19 protein-coding genes are annotated in these 23,148 nt (G+C 71.5%); 9 read left to right on the top strand and 10 right to left on the bottom strand.

Going from position 1 to position 23,148, the window contains the following annotated elements; translation table 11 throughout:
* Positions 1–32 precede the first annotated feature (32 nt).
* The 5 genes from ACIBTV_RS03235 to ACIBTV_RS03255 all read right to left on the bottom strand — a co-directional run bounded on the left by ACIBTV_RS03235 (position 33) and on the right by ACIBTV_RS03255 (position 5,853).
* Entirely contained in the window at positions 33–1,067 is a 1,035-nt protein-coding gene (locus tag ACIBTV_RS03235; protein WP_396701770.1) for an ABC transporter ATP-binding protein, read from the bottom strand.
* Positions 1,051–2,088 carry an ABC transporter ATP-binding protein gene (locus ACIBTV_RS03240; RefSeq protein WP_396701772.1) on the bottom strand — a complete coding sequence of 346 codons (1,038 nt, stop codon included), beginning with the start codon at positions 2,086–2,088 and terminating at the stop codon, positions 1,051–1,053. Before ACIBTV_RS03240 ends, ACIBTV_RS03235 begins: the two co-directional genes overlap by 17 nt.
* A 3-nt stretch (positions 2,089–2,091) precedes the next feature.
* Positions 2,092–3,048: an ABC transporter permease gene (locus ACIBTV_RS03245; protein WP_396701774.1), complete on the bottom strand. Its 957-nt coding sequence runs from the start codon at positions 3,046–3,048 to the stop codon at positions 2,092–2,094.
* Positions 3,049–3,120: 72 nt separating this feature from the next.
* On the bottom strand, positions 3,121–4,059 hold the full coding sequence (locus tag ACIBTV_RS03250) for an ABC transporter permease (RefSeq protein WP_091595159.1): 939 nt from the start codon (positions 4,057–4,059) through the stop codon (positions 3,121–3,123).
* A gap of 195 nt (positions 4,060–4,254) precedes the next feature.
* Positions 4,255–5,853: an ABC transporter substrate-binding protein gene (locus ACIBTV_RS03255; protein ID WP_396701777.1), complete on the bottom strand. Its 1,599-nt coding sequence runs from the start codon at positions 5,851–5,853 to the stop codon at positions 4,255–4,257.
* A gap of 451 nt (positions 5,854–6,304) precedes the next feature.
* On the opposite strand from ACIBTV_RS03255, the gene ACIBTV_RS03260 reads away from it, so the two are divergent.
* From ACIBTV_RS03260 to ACIBTV_RS03270, 3 genes are all read left to right on the top strand, one after another.
* On the top strand, positions 6,305–7,165 hold the full coding sequence (locus tag ACIBTV_RS03260; RefSeq protein WP_396701779.1) for a bifunctional methylenetetrahydrofolate dehydrogenase/methenyltetrahydrofolate cyclohydrolase: 861 nt from the start codon (positions 6,305–6,307) through the stop codon (positions 7,163–7,165).
* Positions 7,166–7,282: 117 nt separating this feature from the next.
* Positions 7,283–8,233, top strand: a complete 951-nt coding sequence (gene mdh / locus ACIBTV_RS03265) for a malate dehydrogenase (RefSeq protein ID WP_396701781.1) — start codon at positions 7,283–7,285, stop codon at positions 8,231–8,233.
* Between the two features lie 324 nt (positions 8,234–8,557).
* The gene (locus ACIBTV_RS03270) at positions 8,558–9,775 is read left to right on the top strand and encodes an NADP-dependent isocitrate dehydrogenase (RefSeq protein WP_396701783.1); all 1,218 of its coding nucleotides are present in this window, start codon (positions 8,558–8,560) and stop codon (positions 9,773–9,775) included.
* 312 nt (positions 9,776–10,087) lie between these two features.
* Here the strand turns inward: ACIBTV_RS03270 and galT are convergent, their stop codons facing one another.
* From galT to ACIBTV_RS03290, 4 genes are all read right to left on the bottom strand, one after another.
* Positions 10,088–11,164, bottom strand: a complete 1,077-nt coding sequence (galT, locus tag ACIBTV_RS03275) for a galactose-1-phosphate uridylyltransferase (protein WP_396701785.1) — start codon at positions 11,162–11,164, stop codon at positions 10,088–10,090.
* Positions 11,161–11,985 carry a DeoR/GlpR family DNA-binding transcription regulator gene (locus tag ACIBTV_RS03280; RefSeq protein ID WP_396702065.1) on the bottom strand — a complete coding sequence of 275 codons (825 nt, stop codon included), beginning with the start codon at positions 11,983–11,985 and terminating at the stop codon, positions 11,161–11,163. Before ACIBTV_RS03280 ends, galT begins: the two co-directional genes overlap by 4 nt.
* A gap of 112 nt (positions 11,986–12,097) precedes the next feature.
* Positions 12,098–13,627, bottom strand: a complete 1,530-nt coding sequence (cysC, locus tag ACIBTV_RS03285; RefSeq protein ID WP_396701787.1) for an adenylyl-sulfate kinase — start codon at positions 13,625–13,627, stop codon at positions 12,098–12,100.
* Between the two features lie 112 nt (positions 13,628–13,739).
* On the bottom strand, positions 13,740–15,287 hold the full coding sequence (locus tag ACIBTV_RS03290; RefSeq protein ID WP_396701789.1) for a glycosyltransferase family 2 protein: 1,548 nt from the start codon (positions 15,285–15,287) through the stop codon (positions 13,740–13,742).
* A 216-nt stretch (positions 15,288–15,503) separates the two neighbouring features.
* On the opposite strand from ACIBTV_RS03290, the gene ACIBTV_RS03295 reads away from it, so the two are divergent.
* The 5 genes from ACIBTV_RS03295 (at position 15,504) to ACIBTV_RS03315 (ending at position 19,816) form a co-directional block, all read left to right on the top strand.
* The gene (locus ACIBTV_RS03295; protein ID WP_396701791.1) at positions 15,504–16,418 is read left to right on the top strand and encodes an ABC transporter ATP-binding protein; all 915 of its coding nucleotides are present in this window, start codon (positions 15,504–15,506) and stop codon (positions 16,416–16,418) included.
* A complete protein-coding gene (locus ACIBTV_RS03300) occupies positions 16,411–17,292 on the top strand; it encodes an ABC transporter permease (RefSeq protein ID WP_396701793.1) in 882 nt (293 codons plus the stop codon). The genes ACIBTV_RS03295 and ACIBTV_RS03300 overlap by 8 nt, the downstream gene beginning before the upstream one ends.
* Complete coding sequence (locus ACIBTV_RS03305) at positions 17,289–18,242, top strand: ABC transporter ATP-binding protein (RefSeq protein WP_396701795.1); 954 nt, start codon at positions 17,289–17,291, stop codon at positions 18,240–18,242. The genes ACIBTV_RS03300 and ACIBTV_RS03305 overlap by 4 nt, the downstream gene beginning before the upstream one ends.
* A gap of 2 nt (positions 18,243–18,244) precedes the next feature.
* Positions 18,245–18,955: an ABC transporter permease gene (locus tag ACIBTV_RS03310; RefSeq protein ID WP_396701797.1), complete on the top strand. Its 711-nt coding sequence runs from the start codon at positions 18,245–18,247 to the stop codon at positions 18,953–18,955.
* Positions 18,956–19,171: 216 nt separating this feature from the next.
* A complete protein-coding gene (locus ACIBTV_RS03315) occupies positions 19,172–19,816 on the top strand; it encodes a hypothetical protein (protein ID WP_396701799.1) in 645 nt (214 codons plus the stop codon).
* A gap of 40 nt (positions 19,817–19,856) precedes the next feature.
* On the opposite strand, the gene valS is transcribed toward ACIBTV_RS03315, so the two are convergent.
* Positions 19,857–22,421, bottom strand: a complete 2,565-nt coding sequence (gene valS / locus ACIBTV_RS03320) for a valine--tRNA ligase (protein WP_396701801.1) — start codon at positions 22,419–22,421, stop codon at positions 19,857–19,859.
* 64 nt (positions 22,422–22,485) lie between these two features.
* On the opposite strand from valS, the gene ACIBTV_RS03325 reads away from it, so the two are divergent.
* Positions 22,486–23,139, top strand: coding sequence for a nitroreductase family protein (locus tag ACIBTV_RS03325; RefSeq protein WP_396701803.1), 654 nt, complete (start codon positions 22,486–22,488; stop codon positions 23,137–23,139).
* Positions 23,140–23,148 lie beyond the last annotated feature (9 nt).

Here is a 23,148-nt window from a genome sequence, read left to right on the forward strand (position 1 = left end):
CAACTGCATGATCGACCGGGGCTGGGGGTGGGTCAGGCCGTCGGGGTGGGGCGGAGCTCCGCGAAGTGGCAGGCCGACGGGTGCGGGTCGGCCGCGCGCGGAACGGTCTGCGGGTCCTCGATGGCGCAGATCTCCTGGGCCTTCCAGCAGCGGGTGCGGAAGCGGCAGCCGCTCGGCGGGTCGGCCGGGGAGGGGACGTCGCCGGTCAACCGGATGATGTTCCGGTCGTCGCGCGCCTCCGGGTCCGGCACCGGCACCGCGGAGAGCAGCGCCTGGGTGTACGGGTGGGTGGCCCGCTCGTAGATCTCGTCCTCGGTGCCGATCTCCACGATTCGCCCGAGGTACATGACCGCGACCCGGTCGGAGATGTGCCGGACGACCGACAGGTCGTGCGCGATGAAGATGTAGGAGAGCCCCAACTCGTCCTGGAGCTGCTCCAGCAGGTTGATCACCTGCGCCTGGATCGACACGTCCAGCGCCGACACCGGCTCGTCACAGACGATGATCTCCGGACGCAGGGCGAGCGCCCGGGCGATGCCGATGCGCTGCCGCTGACCACCGGAGAACTGGTGCGGGTACCGGTTGATGTGCTCCGGGTTCAGGCCGACCAGGTCCAGCAGCTCCTGCACCCGCTTGCGGCGGCTGCCCTTCGGCGCCGCGTCCGGGTGGATCTCGAACGGCTCGCCGATGATGTCGCCGACCGTCATCCGCGGATTCAGCGACGTGTACGGGTCCTGCATCACCATCTGCATGTTCCGCCGCAGCCGGCGCAGCGTGGAGCCGGACGCCTTGAACAGGTCCTGCCCCTCCAGGGTGGCCCGGCCCGACGTCGGGGTCTCCAGCCGCATGAGCAGCCGAGCCAGCGTCGACTTGCCGCAGCCGGACTCGCCGACCACGCCGAGGGTCTCGCCCCGGCGCAGCTCGAAGCTGACCCCGTCCACGGCCTTGACCGCGCCGATCTGCTTCTTGAGGAGCACACCGCGCGAGATCGGGAAGTGCTTGACGACGTTGTCAACGGCGAGGATCGTCTCGCCCCGGACCTTGGTGGAGCTAGCGGGCGCTGTCATCACGGACCTCCTGCGCGAAGTGGCATGCGCTGGTCCGGCCGTCGCCGAGGACCAGGTCGTGCGGCACCACGTCCACGCAGACCTGCTGCACGTACGGGCACCGGGGGTGGAACGGGCAGCCGGAGGGGATCCGCATCAGGTTCGGCGGCAACCCCTTGATCGTCGACAGCTCCTGGCCACGGACGTCCAGGCGCGGGATCGATTCCAGCAGTCCCTTCGTGTACGGGTGGGCCGGCGCCCGGTAGAGCGAGCGGACGTCGGCGTGCTCCACGATGCGGCCGGCGTACATGACCGCGATCCGGTCCGCGACGCCGGCCACGACGCCCAGGTCGTGGGTGATCAGGATCATCGCCATGCCGAGCTCGCGGCGCAGGTCGGCGAGGAGGTCCATGATCTGGGCCTGCACGGTGACGTCCAGGGCCGTGGTCGGCTCGTCGGCGATCAGCACCTTCGGGTTGAGCGCCAGCGCCATCGCGATCATGACGCGCTGCCGCATGCCACCGGAGAACTGGTGCGGGTAGTCACCGATCCGCCGCGCGGCCGCCGGGATCTTCACCAGGTCCATCAGCTCGATGGCCCGCCGACGCGCGTCGGCGCGGGACATCCCCTCACGCTGGCGCAGCGTCTCCCCGATCTGCCAGCCGACGGGGAAGACCGGATTCAGGGCGGAGAGCGCGTCCTGGAAGATGATCGCGATCTCCTTGCCGCGTACCTGGCGGCGCTCTCCCTCCGACATGCTGAGCAGGTCACGCCCCTGGTAGAGGATCTGACCCGAGCGGATGTGAGCGGGCGGGGTGTCGAGAATTCCCATGATCGCCTGCGCGGTCACCGACTTGCCCGAGCCGGACTCACCGAGGACGGCAAGCGTCTCGCCCGCGTCCAGGTGGTACGACACCCCGTTGATCACCTTGGCGACGCCCTCACCGGTGCGGAACTCGACGTGCAGGTCCCGTACCTCGAGCAGGTGGCCGCCCTCCGGGGTGGCGGAGGCGGGCGTGGGCTGGACGACGGAGTCAGTCATGGGTCACCGCAGCTTCGGGTCGAAGGCGTCGCGGATGGCGTCGCCGAGCATGATGAACGCCAGCACGGTCAGCGCGAGGAAGACGGACGGCACGACCAACGGAGTCGCCGATTCCCGCATGTGGACCCGGCCGGTGTCGATGTCCTGGCCCCACGAGATCGTCGGCGCCTTCAGGCCGATGCCCAGGAACGAGAGCGTGGCCTCGGCGGCGATGAACGAACCGAGCGCGATGGTCAGCACCACGATGGCCGGGGCCAGCGAGTTGGGCAGGATGTGCCGCCACATGATCCGGCCGTTGCCGGCGCCGAGCATCCGGGCCGCCGCGACGTAGTCCTGCCCCTTCGCGGTGATGACCGAGGAGCGGACGACGCGGGCCGCCGTGGTCCAACCGAGGATGGCCAGGACGAAGACGACCGCGGTGATGCGGGCGGCCGAGCTGTCGCTGGAGACGCGCTTGAGCAGCACGATCGCGGCGAGCAGCAGCGGGATGCCGAGCACGATGTCGATCACGCGGGAGAGCACCGCGTCGACCCAGCCACCGAAGTAACCGGCGAGCATGCCGACGGTCAGCGCGATGACGCCGGTGATCGCGGCGGAGAGCGCGCCGACCACCAGCGACGCCCGGGTGCCGTAGACGGCCCGCGCGTAGGTGTCGCAGCCCTGGAAGTCGTACCCGAAGATGGCGCCGCCGGACGGCCCGGCGTTCTGCCGGGACAGCATGCAGTCCCGGGGGTCGTTCGGGGCGAACACGCCGGGGAGGATCGCCATCAGGGTGATGATCGCGACCAGGGTCAGCGAGATCCAGAAGATGGGGTTGCGGCGCAGGTCGCGCCAGGCGTCGCCGGCGAGGCTGCGGGGCTTCTGCGGGGTGCCGACCTGACTTGGCGTGCCTGGCTCCCCCGAGGGGCCACGACGGGCGGCCTGGTTCTCGCTCGCCGCCACCGTTTCAAAGTCACTCATGCCTGCACTCCGCTCCGCTCCGTGCCGGCACGAGCGCCCAAGCACGCTGCGTTAATGATTCGTTCGCTGCGCTCACTCATAGCGGATCCTCGGGTCGAGTACGGCGTACAGGACGTCCACCACCAGGTTGGAGAGCAGGTAGACCACGACGAGGACGCTGACGATGCCCACGACCAGCGGGCCGTCCTCGGTGCGGATGCCCCGGAAGAGGTTGAAGCCCACGCCCGGGATGTTGAAGACGCCCTCGGTGATGATCGCGCCGCTCATCAGGTTGCCCAGCTCGACGCCGAGGAAGGTCACCACCGGGATGAGCGAGTTGCGCAGCACGTGGATGCTGACGATGCGCCGCTTCACCAGGCCCTTGGACCGGGCGGTGCGGACGTAGTCGGCGCGCAGGTTCTCGGCCACCGAGGTGCGGGTCAGCCGCAGCGCGGTGGCCAGGGAGAGCGAGCCGAGCACGATCCCGGGCAGCAGCAGGGCGTAGAAGGTCGGTTCCGCGCCGGCGGTGGGCGGGAAGAGCTGCCATTTGACGCCCAGGAAGAACTGCGCGAGCGGTGCCAGCACGATGGTCGGGATGCCCAGCACCAGCAGGGTCAGCACCAGCGTGGAGTTGTCGAAGATCCCGGCGCGCCGGATGCCGGCGATCACGCCGGCGGTGACGCCGAAGATCACTGCCACCGCGAGCGCGATGAGGGCGAGCTTCACGGTGATCGGCCAGGCCTGCCGCAGGATGTCGCCGATCTGCCGGCCGGTGAGCGACTGACCCAGGTCGCCCTGGAGCAGGTTCTTGACGTAGTCGAAGTAGCGGTAGAAGAACCCACCGATGCCGGTCGCGTCGAGGTGGTACTTCTCCGTCAGGTATGCCCGCTGGGCCGGCGTCACCGGTCGCTCACCGGCGAGCGCCTGGATCGGATCGCCCTGGCCGGCGAACATCAACGCGTACACGATCAACGTGGTCCCGAAGAACGCCAGGACCATCTGCAGGAGGCGCCGCAGGATGTAGCGGAACATACTTCCCAGTCTCTCCGGAAAAATGCGAAAGGGGCGCCGGACCGTATCTCTGGTCGTACCAGAAATATCGGTGACCGGTTCTCCGCCCGCCCTCGTGGGCCGGGCACGGGTCCGGCCCGGTCGGGTGCGACCGGGCCGGACCGCGTGTGGTCGGGCCACCCGGGGGTCTCCCGGGTGGCCCGTGCCTCGGTCAGGTCAGTCGGCCAGCTCGATCTTGGTCAGGTTGACGCGCTGGTACGCGTCGACCTCGACGTTCTTGACCTTGTTCGAGTGCCCGAACACGTTCTCCTGGTAGCGGAGCGGGATCAGCGGCATGTCCTTGGCCAGGATGTCCTCGGCCTGCTGGAACTTCTTGATCGCCTCAGCCTCGGTGGGCGCCGCGGCACCCTCCTTCACCAGCCGGTCGAACTCCGGGTTGCTGTAGCCGTAGTAGTTCGACGAGCCGTTGGTGCTGAACAGCGGCCCCAGGTAGTCCTCCATGGACGGGTAGTCCATGATCCAGCCCATCCGGAACGTGCCGACCGGCTGCTTCTTCTCGACCTTGGTGAGCAGGTCGGCGAACTTCGGCTCGGCCACGCCGACGGCGTCCACGCCCAGGTTGGCCTTCAGCTGGTTGACGGTCGCGTCGACCCAGTCCTTGTGGCCACCGTCGCCGTTGTAGGAGATGGTGATCTTCTTCGGGCCGCCGGCCGCCTCGTACAGCTTCTTCGCCTCGGTCGGGTTGTACTCGGTCGCCGCGCCGCCGCCGTTCTCCCGGAAGCCGGGCAGGATCGGCGAGACGAACGAGTGGGCCGGCTGCTGCGTGTCCTTGAAGATGGACTTGGTGATCTCGTCCCGGTTGATCGCCATGGAGATCGCCTTACGGACGTCCGGGTTGGCGTAGTCCTTGTCGAAGGTCGGGAACGCCAGGTACTGGATGCCGGACATCGGGCTGGTCTGGTAGCGGTCGCCCAGGTCGGCCTGCGCGGTGCTCAGGTTCTCGGCCGGGATCGTCGTCAGCACGTCGAGGTTGTCCGCCTGCAGGTCCGCGTACGCGGCGCTGAGCTGCTGGTAGATCCGGAACTCGACGGCCTGCACCTTGGGCTTCTCGCCCGGGAAGGCGTCGTACCGCTCGACCTCGATCTTGCTGTCGTGCTGCCAGGTGCCCTTCATCTTGAACGGGCCCTGGCCGATCGGCGCCGCCTCGTACGAGTCCTTGAGCACGCCGGGGGCGGAGAACGCGGCCTCCGGCATCGGGAAGAACGCGTCGTAGTTCAGCATCGACCGGAAGTCGATGAACGGCTGGGCGAGGGTCACCTGGAAGGTCAGGTCGTCGACCTTCTTGAGGCCGGACAGGGTCTTCGCCTTCGGCGCGTCGCCCTGCAGGTCGGCGTAGCCGGCGATCTTCTCGAAGAAGCCGTTGGCGTCCTGGCCGTTGGGCGCGTACGCGCCGTAGTTCCAGGCGTTGATGTAGTTGTCGGACGTGACCTTCTCGCCGTTGTGGAAGGTGTAGCCGTCCTTCAGCTTGATCGTCCAGACCTTGTTGTCCGGCGAGGTGATCGACTCGGCCGCGTTCATGACCGGCTTGCTCTGCGCGTCGAAGGTGACGAGCGGGCTGAACAGACCCTGGAGGACCTGGTCGCCGTTCGTCTCGGTGGTGTTGGTCGGGACCAGGTGCTTCGGTTCGCCGATCCAGATGCTGACTGCCTTGGAGTCGCTGCCGGACCCACCGTCACCGCCGCTGCCGCAGGCCGCCAGGCCCAGCGTCACCGCAAGCGGGAGGGCGGTCCAGGCGGCGAGCCTACGAACTCGCATGGTGCCTCCTCATCTCCTCACACTGCGCAGTCGGGCCCGACGCTGGGTGACGCTGCGCAACGACGGGTAACGGTAGGTCGGATGGTTCGCTTCGGCAACGAGCCGGTCTCGACTCCGTAACAGTGGCACCCCTCGGCCCTTGTCACCGGGCTGCGGCGCTGGTAGAGGAAGCCTGGCGTGATGAGGTTTGAAGTGCGGAAATTCGGGTGGTGGGTGCCGCCCTCGCGGCTCGTTCGGTGGACGGTGGGGGATAGCCGCCCTATCGTCCGGTTCATGCCCCGGGCGACCCTCCTGACCATTGCCGGGGTGATGGAATGCACGTTCCAGTTACCTTGAGTGAGGAAAGACACGTCACAGAAAGTCACTGTGATGTGTAGCCGGAGGACCTCCTCCGGGCTGTCGGGAGCGGGTCGTCTGAACGGCGGAGGCCCGGCGTGAGACGATCCGGTACGTGACGGCGACGCTTCTGGACGGCAAGGCGACCGCGGCGGAGATCAAGGATGAGCTGCGGACGCGGGTCAAGGCACTGGCGGAACGGGGCATCACTCCCGGCCTCGGCACCGTGCTGGTCGGCTCCGACCCCGGCTCCCAGGCGTACGTCAACGGCAAGCACCGCGACTGCGCCGAGGTGGGCATCGCCTCCATCCGCCGCGAGCTGCCCGCCGACGCGACCCAGCAGCAGGTCGACGACGTGCTCGCCGAGCTGAACGCCGACCCGGCGTGCCACGGCTACATCGTGCAGCTGCCGCTCCCGGCCCACCTCGACACCCAGCGAGTGCTCGAGCTGATCGACCCGGCGAAGGACGCGGACGGGCTGCACCCGGTCAACCTGGGCCGCCTGGTGCTCGGCTACCCCGGCCCGCTGCCGTGCACCCCGCGCGGGATCGTGGAGCTGCTGCGCCGGCACGAGGTGGCGCTGCGGGGCGCCAAGGTCGCGGTCGTGGGCCGCGGCAACACCGTCGGCCGTCCGCTCGGCCTGCTGCTGACCCGGCGCAGCGAGAACGCCACCGTGACGCTCTGCCACACCGGCACCCTCGACCTCGCCTCGCACACCCGGGCCGCCGACATCGTGATCGTGGCGGCGGGCGTGCCCGGCCTGCTCACCGACGAGATGATCACGCCGGGCGCGGTCGTGGTCGACGTCGGGATCACCCGCGTGGTCGGGCCGGACGGCAAGGGCCGCTACACCGGTGACGTGGACCCGAGCGTGGCCGAGGTGGCCGGTGCGCTGGTCCCGATGCCCGGCGGTGTCGGGCCGATGACCCGGGCCATGCTGCTGACCAACGTGGTCGAGCGCGCCGAGCAGGGCTGAGCCCCCGCCTCAAACGCTTCGCCCATCGAGGTCATAACCGTCCGCCCCTGGCCGGTTCGGTGCCAGGATGACTGATACGGTCCGGAAAACCGACTGGTATCAGGGAGTGGGACGACCATGGGTAAGAAGGTCACTGTCGTCGGGGCCGGCTTCTACGGCTCCACCACCGCACAGCGCCTGGCCGAGTACGACGTCTTCGACACCGTCGTGATCACCGACATCGTCGAGGGCAAGCCGGCGGGTATCGCACTGGACCTCAACCAGTCGCGTCCGGTCGAGGGCTTCGAGACCAAGGTCGTCGGTGTCACCACCGGCCCGAACGGTGAGGGCTACGAGCAGATCGAGGGCTCGGACGTCGTCGTGATCACCGCCGGTCTGCCGCGTAAGCCGGGCATGAGCCGGATGGATCTGCTGGAGACGAACGCCAAGATCGTCCGCCAGGTGGCCGAGAACGTCGCCAAGTACGCCCCGAACGCCGTCGTCATCGTGGTCTCCAACCCGCTGGACGAGATGACCGCGCTGGCCCAGATCGCCACCCAGTTCCCCAAGAACCGGGTGCTCGGCCAGGCCGGCATGCTCGACACCGCCCGGTTCACCAACTTCGTCGCCGAGGCGCTGAACGTCCCGGTGAAGTCCGTGAAGACGCTGACGCTGGGCTCGCACGGCGACACCATGGTGCCGGTGCCGTCGAAGAGCACGGTCAACGGCAAGCCGCTGCGCGAGGTCATGCCCGACGACCAGATCGAGGACCTGGTCGTCCGCACCCGCAACGGTGGGGCCGAGGTGGTGGCCCTGCTCAAGACCGGCTCGGCCTACTACGCCCCGTCCGCCGCGGCGGCCCGGATGGCGAAGGCCGTCGCCGAGGACTCCGGCGAGGTCATGCCGGTGTGCGCCTGGGTCGACGGCGAGTACGGCATCTCCGGCGTCTACCTGGGTGTCGAGGCCGCGATCGGCGCCGAGGGCGTCAAGCGGGTCGTCGAGACCGACCTGGCCGCCGACGAGCTGGCCAGCCTCAAGGAGGCCGCCGAGGCCGTCCGCGCCAAGCAGGCCGACGTCGCCAACATGTGATCCAACCGACCCACGGAAGGGGCGCGCCGGTTCGCCGGCGCGCCCCTTCCGTGTTCCCCGCACGCGCCGCGGATGAGGATTGGGCCGAGGGGCGAAGGTCGGCCCCCTCGCCGTCGAAGATCGCGGTGACCGTGATAGACCCGAGGGTGCGGCTCGGCGACATCCGGCGGTGATGTCAGCGGCGCCGTCGGTCCGGCATCCCGGTTTCTCCGACGCCCTCGTCCGGGCAGCTCAATGGTGGGACGGGGTCGAGTGGGGAACGCCGGCCGGTTCCAGTACGCTCGTACTGCTTGAGCATGTGTCCCCCGAGAGGAGCGCCGGCCGATGGCGAAGATCAAGGTAAACAACCCGGTCGTGGAGCTCGACGGCGACGAGATGACCCGGATCATCTGGAAGCAGATCCGGGAGCAGCTGATCCTGCCCTACCTCGACGTCGACCTGCACTACTACGACCTGTCGATCCAGCACCGCGACGAGACCGACGACCAGGTCACCGTCGACGCGGCCAACGCCATCAAGGAGCACGGCGTCGGCGTGAAGTGCGCGACGATCACCCCGGACGAGGCCCGGGTGGAGGAGTTCGGCCTCAAGAAGATGTGGCGGTCGCCGAACGGCACCATCCGCAACATCCTCGGCGGCGTCGTCTTCCGCGAGCCGATCATCATGTCCAACGTGCCGCGGCTGGTCCCCGGCTGGACCAAGCCGATCATCATCGGCCGTCACGCTCACGGCGACCAATACAAGGCCACCGACTTCGTCGTCCCCGGCCCGGGCACGGTGACCATCACCTACACCCCGGCCGACGGCGGCGAGCCGATGGAGATGGAGGTCGCCAACTTCCCCGGCGGCGGCATCGCCATGGGCATGTACAACTACGACGAGTCGATCCGGGACTTCGCCCGCGCCTCGTTCCGGTACGGCCTGGACCGCAACTACCCGGTCTACATGTCGACCAAGAACACCATCCTCAAGGCGTACGACGGCCGGTTCAAGGACATCTTCGCCGAGGTGTTCGAGACCGAGTTCAAGGCCGAGTTCGACGCCGCCGGCCTCACCTACGAGCACCGGCTCATCGACGACATGGTCGCCGCCGCGCTCAAGTGGGAGGGCGGGTACGTCTGGGCCTGCAAGAACTACGACGGTGACGTGCAGTCCGACACGGTCGCCCAGGGCTTCGGCTCGCTCGGCCTGATGACCTCGGTGCTGCTCTCCCCGGACGGCCGCACCGTCGAGGCCGAGGCCGCCCACGGCACCGTCACCCGGCACTACCGGCAGTGGCAGAAGGGCGAGAAGACCTCGACCAACCCGATCGCCTCGATCTACGCCTGGACCCGGGGTCTGGCCCACCGGGGCAAGCTGGACGGCACCCCGGCGGTCACCGAGTTCGCCAACACCCTGGAGCAGGTCATCGTCGACACCGTCGAGGGTGGCCAGATGACCAAGGACCTGGCGCTGCTCATCTCGCGGGACGCCCCGTGGCTGACCACCGACGAGTTCATGAACGCGCTCGACGAGAACCTGGCGCGCAAGCTCGCCGCCTGATCCTCGCCACGCACCGTACGGGCCCGCCGGCACTCCGCCGGCGGGCTCCGTCGTTCCTGCGCGGGGCGATCTTCCGTCACCTTGTCCGGCGCGCCTCGTTGACCAGGGTGGACGAGATGCCAGTCGCGTCCACGGAAGGTTGACCGCGGTCGCCTCGCGGCACGAGTGCCGATCAGCCAGCCTTCCCGGCTGTCGAGCACAGCCAGCCGTCCCTTCCCTGCGGGGGGCCCTGTCCCGGGCCCCCCGCGCCCTGTTGCCCACCCAGTCCCGGCCCGGCGCCCTGTTGCCCGGCTCTGCCCCGACCCGGGTGTCCTACGCCGCGCGCAGGAGCTCGGCGGCGCGCTCCGGGGCGATGTCGTTGATGAAGACACCCATGCCGGACTCGGAGCCGGCCAGGTACTTCAGCTTGTCCTTGGCGCGGCGGATGCTGAACAGCTGCAGGTGCAGGTGGCCCAGCTCGCGGTCGATCCGGACCGGCGCCTGGTGCCAGGCCGCGATGTACGGCATCGGCAGCTCGAACAGCCCGTCGAAGCGGCGCAGCAGGTCGAGGTAGAGCGGCGCGAACGCGTCCCGCTCGGCGTCGTCGAGCGCCGGGATGTCCGGCACCGGCCGGTGCGGGGCCACGTGCACCTCGAACGGCCAGCGGGCCGCGGCCGGGACGTACGCCGTCCAGTGCTCGTTGCTGGCGACGACCCGGTCGCCGGTGGCGCGCTCGGCGGCGAGGACGTCCGCGTACAGGTTGCGGCCGCCGGTGCGCTCGGCGTGCCGTCGCGCCGCGGCCAGCATCGCGCGGGTGCGAGGCGTGACGAAGGGGTACGCGTAGATCTGCCCGTGCGGGTGGTGCAGGGTGACGCCGATCTCCACCCCCCGGTTCTCGAAGCAGAACACCTGCTCCACCCCGGGCAGCTCACCCAGCGCGGCGGTGCGGTCGGCGAGCGCGTCGAGCACGGTGCTGACCCGGCTCGGCGGGAGGCTGGCGAACGAGGCGTTGTGGTCGGAGGTGAAGCAGACCACCTCGCAGCGGCCGAGGCCCGGCCGCACCGGAGTGAACGGGGTGATCTCCCCGGGCTCCTCGGCGACCCGCCCGCTCAGCGACGGGAACCGGTTCTCGAAGACCACCACGTCGTAGTCGGGTGCCGGGATCTCGGTGAGCCGGTCACCCTCCGACGGGTCGAGCGGGCACTCGTTCGCGGGGGGCAGGAACGTGCGGGTCTGCCGGTGGACGGCGACGGCCACCCACTCGTCGGTCAGCGGGTCGTACCGCAGCTGCGACGCGGGTGGCGGTGGCGGCAGCTCCCGCCGGTCCGGCTGGTCGCGGACCGCGTCGTCCCGCTCGTCGAAGTAGATCAGTTCCCGGCCGTCGGCCAGCCGGATCGCGGTGCGCTTCACTCCGCCGCCCCTCCACTCGTCGGCGTGGCCGTCGCCCGGCCCGCCCCTGTCGCACTCACCATCACCAGTTCGCCCACCCGGTCGCCGAGCACCCGCCGCGCGTCCGCCGGCAGCCGGTCGTCGGTGACCAGGACCTGCGCCGCGGCGAGTTCGACGATCGACGAGATCCCGACCGTGCCCCACTTGGTGTGGTCGGCGAGCACCACCAGCCGGTCCGCCGCGGCCACGAGGGCGCGGTCGGTCTCCGCCTCCATCAGGTTCGGCGTGGTGAAGCCGGCCCGCTCGGTGATCCCGTGCACGCCGAGGAAGAGCAGGTCCAGGTGCAGCGACCGGATGGCCCCGACGGCGAGCGGGCCCACCAGCGCGTCGGACGGCGTCCGCACCCCGCCGGTGAGCACCACGGTCTGGTCGGGTCGGCCCCCGGTGTGCAGGATCTCGGCCACCGGCAGCGAGTTGGTCACCACGGTCAGCCCGGGCACGTCCACCAGCCGGTGCGCCAGCTCGGCGGTGGTGGTCCCGGCCGAGAGCGCGATCGCCGCACCGGGGCGGACCAGCTGCGCCGCCCGGTCGGCGATGGCGGCCTTCTCGGTGAGCTGCCGTACGGACTTCGCCCGGAAGCCCGGCTCGTCGGTGGAGCCGGGGCCGGCGATCGTCGCGCCGCCGTGCACCTTGGCGAGCAGGCCGCGTTCGTGCAGTGACTCCAGGTCGCGCCGGATGGTCATGTCCGATACGCCGAACTCGGCGGCCAGTTCGGTGACCCGTACGCCGCCGGCCGCCCGGACCCGTTCGAGGATGGCCGCCTGCCGCTGCTGCGCCAGCATCCGCCGCACCTCCCAGACGTCCACGAACTCTCACGCGGTCAAACGTGTTCCAACAAGTTTGAACACTAGCGCGTAGCCGGAAGCGGCGGAAGAAACGGGGTGTGCCGTGGGGTCAGGCGGCCGGGAGCCGAGGCTCGACCCAGCCGGTCTCGGTCAGGTGGTGCAGCACGGCCTGCACCGCCTCGTCCACGGTCAGGGCGCTCGTGTCGACCACCAGGTCGGCGTCGGTCGGCTGCTCGTACGGGTCGTCCACACCAGTCATCCCGGTGAGCAGGCCGGCGCGGGCCCGCGCGTACAGACCCTTGCGGTCGCGCTGCTCGCAGACCTCCAGCGGGGTGGAGACGTGCACCAGCACGAAGCCCGCCCCGGCGGCGAGCGCCATCTCGCGGGCGGTCGCCCGGGCCGCCGCGTACGGCGCGATCGGGCAGCAGATGGCCAGACCCCGATGCCGGGCGATCTCGGCGGCGACCCAGCCGATCCGGCGGACGTTCAGATCCCGGTCGGTCTTGGTGAAGCCGAGCCCGGCCGACAGCTCCCGGCGGACGACGTCGCCGTCGAGCAGGGTGACCGTGCGGTCCCCGGCCTCGCGCAGCACGTCGGACAGCCCTCGGGCGATGGTCGACTTGCCGGAGCCGGAGAGGCCGGTCAGAAAGACCACGAGACCGCGGTGCCGGCGCGGCGGACGGGCCTTGGCCAACTCCTTCGCCACCGCCGGTGGGGTGTGCCACTCGGGGAGCGGGAAACCCCGGTCCAGCAGGTCGTCGATCTCGTCCTGGGTCAGGGCCAGCCGCCGGTTGCGCGGCGGGATGTCCTCCCGCCAGCGCCACTGCCCGTCCCGGTTGTCGTAGGCCAGCTCGCGCGGCACCAGCACGCGCAGGCCGGCGCCCGAGAGCATCTCGCCGGTCGACAGCAGGTGCGTGACGCCGTACGCGGCCGACACCCTCGCCCGCAGCAACGCGTCGCTGATCTCGTCGCGGCGGCGGGACAGCGGCACGGCGACGATGGTGGCCGGGGGCATCCGGTCCCGCGCGGCGAAGATCGCCCGCACCAGCGCCTCGGGTGGCACACCGCCCAGCCCGTCCTCGCCGATCGGGATGAGGACCAACAGGTGAGCGGCGAGAGTGCGGGCGGCGTGCGCGATCTGGGCGAGCTGCGGGCGGTGCAGCGGCCGGTCGGCGATCACCCCGAGCACCCGGCCCGGTGGCAGGAGCGCCCGCACCTCCTCCGGGTCACGGCGCAGCCGCTGGAAGGGGCCGTGGCCACCGTCGCCCAGCCGGCGTACGACGCCGCCCACGCCGGCCACCCCGTCGCGGACCGACCACGTGTCGGCCACGTCCAGCGCGGCGACCGGGGCGCCCTCGCCGTCGGTGAGCACCACGGCGCGTCGCGCGGGGTCGCGGGGGTCGAGCGTCTGCGCCAGGGCGGTCGGCACCTGGAGGGTCACCGGGACCTGCCAGGGGGTGCCGTCGGCGAGCCGGCTCCGCCGGCTGACCGAGACGAGATCGGCCCGCGTCATGAAGCCGGTCAGCGGTGCGTACGCCCCGGTCAGCAGGAGCTCCAGGTCGGCGAGCTCCCCCGGGCGCGGCGTGTACGCCGGCGCGTTCCGGAGAACCTCGTCGGGCAGCACCCACCCGTTGCTCATCACACCCCCCACTCGCTGGCCGGCACACAGTTTCTCAGCCGGCCGCCGATCGGTCGAGACCGCCACTCCACCGTGAACGGACGGCGGCGTGTCGGTGTCCCGGATACCGCTCCTACCGGCCGCGCGACCGGGAGAGCCGCGCCGGTATCCGGTCCCGTCCGACGCGTCGCACCACCGCGCCGCGCACCCGGGACCAGAACGCGTCCTTCGCGCGGACGCCGGGAACCGCGCCGTCGGCGGAGAAGTGCAGGAACAGCGGCAGCCGGGCGTCGGCCGTCCAACCGGAACTGGTGACCCGGGCCTTCAGGAACCAGGTGCCCCGGGTCCGTCCGGAGTTGAGGGCGGCGGTGTCGATGGTGGCGGTGGCGCGGTGCACCACGTACACCCGACCACCGGGCTCCGTGGGGTCCGGTACCCGCTCGCTGCTGAGCGTGACGGGCAGGAAGACCTCCTCGTTGGTCTCCCGCCGACGGGCGACGACGTCCACCCGGCTCGGCCCCGGCGTGATCGTGAGATCGCGCAGCGCCGGGTCGACCCCGTCCACCGGCAGCACCAGCAGCTCCCGGTCGCCGTCCGGGCTCAGCGCGACCGGCCGGCCCTCCGACTGCAGGTGCGCGGCGACCTCGACGGTCAGGGTCCCGGCGACCAGCTCGCGTCGCTCGATCGTGGCGGCCACGTCGATCCCCGACTCCCACCGCGCCAGCCGGCGCAGGTCCGCGACCCGGCCGTGTTCGGCGAGGTGCGCCACCACCCGTTGCAGCGGCGGCAGGCCGGCGGCGACGCCGGGCGCGAAGCGGTCCCGGATCACCTTCCGGACCTCCTCGGCGAGCTGGTCCGCCCAGTCCTGCGGCGCGTCGAGCAGGCGCTGCCCGCGCAGCCGGCTGATCATCTCGTTGCGCAACCACCGTCGGTGCAGGCGGTCCCGCAGCGGGCCCGGTTCGACGTGCGCGTCGACGACGTCCAGCGCCTCGCGGAGGGCGGCGAAGTATTCCGCCGGGTCCAGCGGCCGGGCGGTCACGTTCCCCGCGTCGGTGCGCTTGCGGTGGTGGTAGCAGGTGTAGTCGGACAGCACGGCCGTCCGCCGGGAGAGCAGGTAGGCCCGCACCACCATCCGGTGGTCCTCCAGCCGCAGCAGCGGCCCCTCGGAGAAGCGCAGCCCGTGCTCGTCCAGGAACGATCGCCGGAACAGCTTGTGGCAGGTGAGGCTGTCGATCAGGGGAGCGTTCGCCAGGGTCGCCTGGAACCGGTTCTTGCGGAACAGCTCCCGCGGCACCGCGCGCCCGTGCCCGGCCATCTTGCCGATGACCACGTCCGCGTCGTTCGCCGTGGCGCAGGCGTAGAGCCGCTCCAGGGCCTCGTCGCCGAACCAGTCGTCGTCGTCGGCGAAGAAGACGTACTCGCCCCGGGCGTGCTCGACGCCGACGTTGCGCGGGCGCGACGGCCAGCCGGAGTTCGGGATGTGCAGCACGCGGAAGTTCGGGTTGGCGGCTGCGAGGGCGTCCAGGCGGGCGCCGGTCCCGTCGGTCGAACCGTCGTCGACGAAGACCGCCTCGAACTCGTCGGCGGGCAGGGACTGACGCCGCAGCGAGGAGACGAGCTTCTCCATGTGCGGGGCGCAGTTGTAGGCCGGAACCACCACACTCACCTTGGGCACGCTCATGCGCCTGACCCTTCCGGCCGTCGGAGTCGATCGCTCCGAAACGGTAGCGGGGCCGAGCCGGAATGCATAGGTGTACGTGAGCGACCGGCCGCCGCGCGGCGGCGGTCCCATCCCGCCCGGTGTGGGCGCATTAGGGGTCGGACCGGCCGGGGATCGGGGTCGGACCAGGGGCGCGCCGGATATCCGGACGTGTGGGGCGTGCCTACGCTGTGCGGTGTGACACTGATCGCGACCGAGTCGCTGACCAAGACGTACGGGGGTGGGGTCACGGCGCTGGCCGACCTCACCGTCGCGGTCGAGCCGGGGATCATCGGGTTGGTCGGCGCGAACGGCGCCGGCAAGTCGACCCTCATCAAGATCCTGCTCGGCCTGCTCGCCCCGACCAGCGGGCGGGTCCAGGTGCTGGGCCTCGACCCGACGACCGACTCGGCCGGCGTGCGCGCCCGGGTCGGCTACATGCCCGAGCATGACGCCCTGCCACCGGACCTGAGCGCCGCCGAGCTGGTCACCCACCTCGGACGGATCAGTGGGCTGCCGCGTACGGTCGCCCGCGAGCGCGCGTCGGAGGCGCTGCGGCACGTCGGGCTCTACGAGGAGCGCTACCGCCCGGTGGGCGGCTACTCCACCGGCATGAAGCAGCGGGTGAAGCTCGCCCAGGCGCTGGTGCACGACCCCGACCTGCTGCTGCTCGACGAACCGACCAACGGCCTCGACCCGGCGGGCCGGGACGCCATGCTCGCCCTGGTGCACCGCATCGGCACCGAGTTCGGGATCTCGGTGCTGGTCTGCTCGCACCTGCTCGGCGAGGTCGAGCGGATCTGCGACACGCTGGTCGCCATCGACGGCGGCCGGCTGCTGCGCGCCGATCACATCTCGGCCATGACGTCGGCCACCGACGTGCTGGCCGTCGAGGTCAGCGAGGGCACCGAGGAGCTGGCGGCGCGGCTCGCCGCGCTGCGCCTCCCGGTCAGCCGGGACGGTCGGCTGCTGCTCGTCCCGCTGGCCGACGAGCGCACCTACGACCTGATCCTCGGCGCGGTCGCCGAGCTGGACCTGCCGCTGCACCGGCTCGACCAGCGCCGGCACCGGGTGGCCGAACTCTTCGCGACGAGGGAGCCCAGCCATGCCTGAGCCCACCGGTGTCATCCACGACATCGGCTACCAGCGCTACACCGGCCCGCGGCTGGGCCGCCGACACGTGTTCGGCGCGCTCTACCTGCACGGGCTCCGGACCGCGTTCGGTCTGGGACGCAGCGTCAAGGCCAAGATCTTCCCCTGGCTGGTGATCGGCATCGTCACCCTCGTCGCGGTCGGCGTCACCGCGGTGCGCAGCCAGATCGGCGAGGTGGTGATGACGTACGCCCAGTTCGCCGACAACATGAGCTGGCTGGTCATCTTCTTCGTGGCGGTGGTCGGGCCGGAGCTGGTCTCCCGCGACCTGCACAGCGGCGTGCTGCCGCTCTACTTCTCCCGCCCGCTGCCCCGCGGCGACTACGCCCTGGCCAAGCTGGCCGCGCTGGGCAGCGCGCTCTGGCTGCTGCTCGGGGCGCCGCAGCTGGTGATGTTCCTGGGCGCCGCGTTCACCACCAAGGACGGGATGAGCGGTGTCTGGGACGAGCTGCTCGACCTGCTGCCCGGCCTGGTCTACGCCGCGCTGTGGGCGGTGGTCTTCGCCTCGGTCGGGCTGCTCATCGCCTCGCTCACCGGCAAGCGGGCCTTCGCGGCCGGCGGCGTCGTGGCCGTGTTCCTGATGACCGCCCCGATCGTCGGCATCCTGTCGATCATGCCGTCCCGCACGGTCAACGAGCTGTCGATGCTGGGCTCGCCCACTGCCCTGATCCACGCCGTCGGCGAGTACACCCTCGGCGACCTGCTGATACCCGGTGGGCGGGCCGATTATCAGATCGGCGGCTTCGGGCCGGTCTACGTGGCCGCCGCCGTGCTGCTGGTGGCCGGCTGCGTCGCCCTGCTGCTGATGCGATACCGGAAGGTGGCCGCCCGATGACCACGATCAGCGCGGATCCGGTGGCCCCGGCCACCCCCGCCTCCACCCTCGACCTGGCCGGCGTCTCCCGCTGGTACGGCAACGTGGTGGCGGTCAACAACGTCAGCATGCGGCTGGGGCCGGGCGTCACCGGGCTGCTGGGCCCCAACGGCGCGGGCAAGACGACCCTGCTGCACATGATGGCGGGTTTCCTCTCCCCGTCGCGCGGCACGGTGACCCTGGACGGCGCCCCGACCTGGCGCAACCCGGAGGTCTACCGCCGGCTCGGGCTGGTCAGCGAGCGCGAGGCCGTGCACACCTTCCTCAGCGCGTACGAGTTCGTGCTGGCCAGCGCGAAGTTGCACCGGCTGCCGGACCCGGCGGAGGCGGCGCGCCGCGCGATCGCGTCGGTCGAGATGGAGGGCGCGCAGGACCGCCGGATCGGCACCTACTCCAAGGGCATGCGCCAGCGCGCCCGGGTCGCCGCGGCGCTGGTCCACGACCCGCAGGTGCTGCTGCTCGACGAGCCGTTCAACGGCATGGACCCACGTCAGCGGCTGCACATGATGGAGCTGCTGCACCGCCTCGGCGACGCCGGCCGCACCATCCTGTTCAGCTCGCACATCCTGGAGGAGGTCGAGCAGGTCTCCGGCACCGTCCAGGTGATGGTGGCCGGCCGGCTGGCCGCGTCCGGTGACTTCCGCACCATCCGCCGGCTGATGACCAACCGGCCGCACGTCTTCGCGGTGCGCTCCACCGACGACCGCGCGCTGGCGGTCGCGCTGATGGCCGAGCCGTCGGTGACCGGCGTCGAGCTGGCCCGCACCGGGTTGACCGTGCGGGCCGGTGACTACGGCGCCTTCACCCGGGCGCTGCCCCGGATCGCCCTGGCCCAGGGGATCCGGGTCCGGCAGCTGGTGCCCGAGGACGAGTCCCTGGAGAGCGTCTTCTCCTACCTGGTGGAGGCCTGATCATGTCGACCGTTTCCTGGATCACCGCCCGGGGTCTCTTCGGCCGCCGCCGGTTCCTGCTGCTCCTCCCGCTGCCGGTGGTGCTCGTGCTGCTCGCCGTGCTCTCCCGCTCGCTGGGCGTCGACCCGGGCCAGTGGGGGCCGCCGGTGCTGGTCGGCCTCGGGCTGGCCGTGGTGCTGCCGGTGGTCGCGCTGATCGTCGGCACCGGCGTGCTCGGCGCCGAGATCGACGACGGCACGGTGGTGCACATCCTCACCAAGCCGCTGCCGCGCTGGCAGATCGTGCTGCCCAAGCTGGCCGTCGCGACCGGGGTCACCGCGGTAACCGTCGCCGTGCCGATCTACGTCGCGGGCGTGCTGGCCCATTCGGTACGCCTCGGTCTGGCCCTCGCGGCCGCCGCCGCGCTCGGCGCGTTGGCGTACTCGGCGCTGTTCCTGGCACTGAGCCTGATCACCCGGCGACCGGTGCTCCTCGGTTTGGTCTACGTGCTGATCTGGGAGGGCCTGCTCGGCAACTTCGTGAGCGGCACCAGGGTGCTCTCCATCCAGCAGTACGTGATCGCGCTCGCCGACCGGTTGGCCCCGACCCAGCTGCTGGAGACCAGCGTCTCGGTCCCGGTGGCGGCGGTGATGACCGCGCTGGTCAGCGTCGGGTTCACCGTGCTGGCGATCGACCGGCTGCGCTCGTTCAGTGTGGCCGGCGAGACGAGCTGAGCGAACGGCCGGACCGGCGGTCGTCGACCCGTGAGCGGTATGACGCAGGGGCATGATCCTCGGCGTCGTACCGCTCACGCGCGTCGCGCCCGGTCGCGCGGGTGAGGGTCGCGAGCCGGCCGGCTCGGCCGCACCCGCGGCAGGCCGGACAGCAGGTGCGGCGATGGTAGGGCTGGCCGGATGGATCCGGCCGCCGTGGTCGGCGAGGCTGGACGCGTGAGTGCAGAAGCGGGACAGGTGCTGGCGCGGCAGCGGCACCCGGGCGCGCGGCACTGGTTGGTCAGCCTGGCGGTGGCCGGGTCGGCCGCCGCCGCGACCACCACGGTCGCCCAGGGCAGCGGTCACTTCCACTGGTGGGCCGGGTTCGTGCTGATCCCCGGCGCGCTGATCGCGGCGAGCGGCGGGCCGCTGCTGGCCCGGGGCGGCGGCAGAGCCTTCGCCGGGTACGTCGTCGTCTGCGTCGGCGCCCTGGTCTTCGCCACCGGTGCGCTGCTCATGGTCGGTGTGATGAGTCAGGGCTGGCCGGTGATGATCATCCTGCCGTGCCTGGCGGTCGCCGGCACCTACCTCTGGCGGCCCGCGCATCCGCTCGCCCGGGGGCTGCACCGGGCGGTGGCGCTCCTGGCCCTGTCCGGGGCGATCCTCGGCGGCACCTTCCAACTGATCCGCGCCGGCACGGTGGACTTCGGTGACACCGGCTGGTGGGGTGCCTTCATGATGCTGGCCGGGGTGATCGTGCTCGGCAACGCGGCCGAGCTGACACGGCACCGGATGCCGTACCGGCTCCAGGCCATCACCCTGCTCGCCGGTCCCGCCGTGGTCGCCTTCCTGCTCGGCCTGCGCTTCCTCCGGGGCTGGTGACCCGTGCCGGCGCCGCGACGGGCGCCGGCACGGGGCCCGGTCAGAACGCCGACGCGATCACCAGCTCGGTGGTGCGGTCGGGGAGCAGGTCGAGCGTGCCGATCCGGCCGGCGGCCCGCAGGTCGTCCGAGATCAGCGTGAGCTTCTCCAGCAGCGCCGCCGGGCCGAGCGCCTCGGCCAGCGGCACCTCGGCCCGCATCGAGAGCTTCCGCTCCGACTTGGCCCGCCGCACCTGGCTGAGCGCGTCACCGGCGAGCCGGAGCAGCTCCGGGTCGCCCGCACCCTCGATGGCGCGGCCCACCTCGTACGTGGTCGGCCACGGTGCGCGGTGCACCGAGCCGTACCGCCACCAGGACCAGACCTCCTCCGTGACGTACGGCAGCACCGGGGCGAACAGTCGCAGCTGCACCGACAGCGCGGTGGCCAGTGCCGCCCGGGCCGAGTCGGCGCCCGCCCCGGTGCCGTAGGCGCGCTCCTTCACCAACTCGATGTAGTCGTCGCAGAACCGCCAGAAGAACGCCTCGGTGGCGAGCAGGGCGGCGGTGTGGTCGTACGCCTCGAAGGCGGTCGTCGCGGCGGTGACCACGCCGGACAGCTCCGCGAGCATGGCCCGGTCCAGCGGCTCGGTCGCGGCGGCCCGCAACGCGTCGGCGGCGCCCAACCCGAGGGCGAACTTCGACGCGTTGAGCAGTTTCGTGGCGAGCCGCCGGCCGATCTTGATCTGGGCCGGGTCGAAGGCCAGGTCCATGCCGGGCTTGCCGTTGGCCGCCCAGTACCGCACGGCGTCCGAGCCGTGCTGCTCCAGCAGGGCCATCGGGGTGACCACGTTCCCCTTGGACTTGGACATCTTCTTCCGGTCCGGGTCGAGGATCCAGCCGGACAGCTCCGCGTCGCGCCACGGCAGCACGCCGTGCTCCAGGTGGGAGCGGACCACGGTGGCGAAGAGCCAGGTGCGGATGATGTCGTGCCCCTGCGGGCGCAGGTCCATCGGGAAGACCCGGGCGAACAGGTCGGGGTCGGTCTCCCACCCGCCGACGATCTGCGGGGTCAGCGACGACGTGGCCCAGGTGTCGAGCACGTCCGGGTCGCCCACGAAGCCGCCCGGCCGGCCGCGCTGCGACTCGTCGTAGCCCGGTGGCGGGTCGGTGGACGGGTCAACTGGCAGCGCGGACTCGTCCGGCGTGAGAGGCTGGGACCAGACCGGCTCGCCAGCGTCGTCGAGCCGGTACCACACCGGCACCGGCACGCCGAAGTAACGCTGCCGGCTGACCAGCCAGTCACCGGTCAGGCCGCTCACCCAGTGGTCGTAGCGGTGTCGCATGTGCTCCGGCACCCAGTGCAGCTCCCGGCCGCGCGCCAGCAGCCGCTCACGCAGCTCCGGGTCCCGCCCGCCGTTGCGCAGATACCACTGCCGCGTCGAGACGATCTCCAGTGGCCGGTCGCCCCGCTCGTAGAACTTCACCGGGTGGATGATCGGGCGCGGCTCGCCGACCAGGTCGCCCGCGTCGGCCAGCATCCCCACGATCTCCCGCCGGGCGCCGGCGACGGTCTGCCCGGCCAGGGCCGCGTACGGCTGCGCGGGCACGCCCGCCGGCGGCTCGGGCAGCAGCCGGCCGTCCCGGCCGATCACCACCCGGGTCTGCAGGCGCAGCTCCCGCCACCACGTCACGTCGGTCAGGTCGCCGAACGTGCAGACCATCACCAGGCCGGTGCCCTTCGCCGGGTCGGCCAGCGGGTGGGCGTGCACCGGCACCTCCACATCGAAGAGCGGGCTGCGCGCGCTGCTGCCCACGACGTCGGCGTAGCGCTCGTCGTCCGGGTGGCAGACCAGCGCCACGCACGCCGGCAGCAGCTCGGGCCGGGTGGTGTCGATCAGCAGGTCCCGCCCGTCGCCGCCGGTGAACCGCAGCCGGTGGTACGCGCCCGGACGTTCCCGGTCCTCCAGTTCGGCCTGCGCCACGGCGGTGCCGAAGCCCACGTCCCACAGCGTCGGGGCCTCCGCCTGGTACGCCTCGCCGCGGGCCAGGTTGCGCACGAACGCCCGCTGGCTGGCCGCCCGGGCCGCCCGGCCGATCGTCGTGTACGTCAACGTCCAGTCCACGGAGAGCCCGAGCCGCCGCCACAGCGCCTCGAAGACCTGCTCGTCGGCGACGGTCAGGCGCTCGCAGAGCTCGATGAAGTTGCGTCGGGAGATCGGGGTCGGGTTCTTGCGGGCCTCGTCGGAGACCGGGGTGGCCGGCGGTCGCCACACCGGGTCGTACGGCAGCGCGGGGTCGCAGCGCACCGCGTAGACGTTCTGCACCCGGCGCTCGGTGGGCAGCCCGTTGTCGTCCCACCCCATCGGGTAGAACACCGTCCGACCGCGCATCCGCTGGAACCGGGCGACCGTGTCGGTGTGCGTGTACGAGAAGACGTGCCCCATGTGCAGCTCGCCCGATACGGTCGGCGGAGGTGTGTCGATCGCGTACACGTCCGCGCGCTCCTTCGAGCGGTCGAACGCGTACGTGCCCTCCTCCTGCCAGCGGCGCGCCCAGGTCTCCTCGAGCCCGTCCAGGGTCGGACGCTCGGGGATGCCGGCGCGGGCCGTCCTCGCCGTATCAGTCATCCTGCGATCGTAGGCAGGCGCCAACGGCGGGACCACGAGTTAACCGCGTGCCACGATGGAATTCGTGCCGACGCTTCCGCTCAGCCCCGACGAGCTGCTCACCACCACCCGTACGGTCCGCCGCCGGTTGGACCTGACCCGGCCGGTGCCGATGGAGCTGATCCGCGAGTGTCTGGAGATCGCGCTCCAGGCGCCCAGCGGCTCCAACCGGCAGGGCTGGCACTTCCTGGTGGTCACCGACGCCGCCCTGCGGGCCGAGATCGGGCTCCTCTACCAGCGGGCGGTGCGCGCCTACCTCGCGTCCGAGGGCTCCGCCGACCGGCTCTTCCCCGACGACCCGGCGCGGGGCGCGGTGCAGCGCCGGGTGGGGGAGAGCGTGGCGTGGCTGGGCGACCGGATGGGCCAGGTGCCCGTGCTGCTGATCCCGTGCCTGCGGCTGCACGGCGGCGGCGAGCTGTCGGCCGGCAACCAGGCCGGGCTGTGGGGGTCGCTGCTGCCGGCGGTGTGGAGCTACCAGCTCGCCGCCCGGGCGCGCGGCCTCGGCACCGCGTGGACCACCCTGCATCTCACGTACGAGGCGGAGGTGGCCGAGCTGCTCGGCCTGCCCGAGGAGGTGCGCCAGGGCGCCCTGGTGCCGACCGCCTGGTACACGGGGGAGGGCTTCCGCCCGGCCCGGCGCCAACCGCTGGACGAGGTGCTGCACGTCGACCACTGGTAGGCGCGGCCC

The organism is Micromonospora sp. NPDC049366, from assembly GCF_044466625.1.
Lineage (GTDB): Bacteria > Actinomycetota > Actinomycetes > Mycobacteriales > Micromonosporaceae > Micromonospora.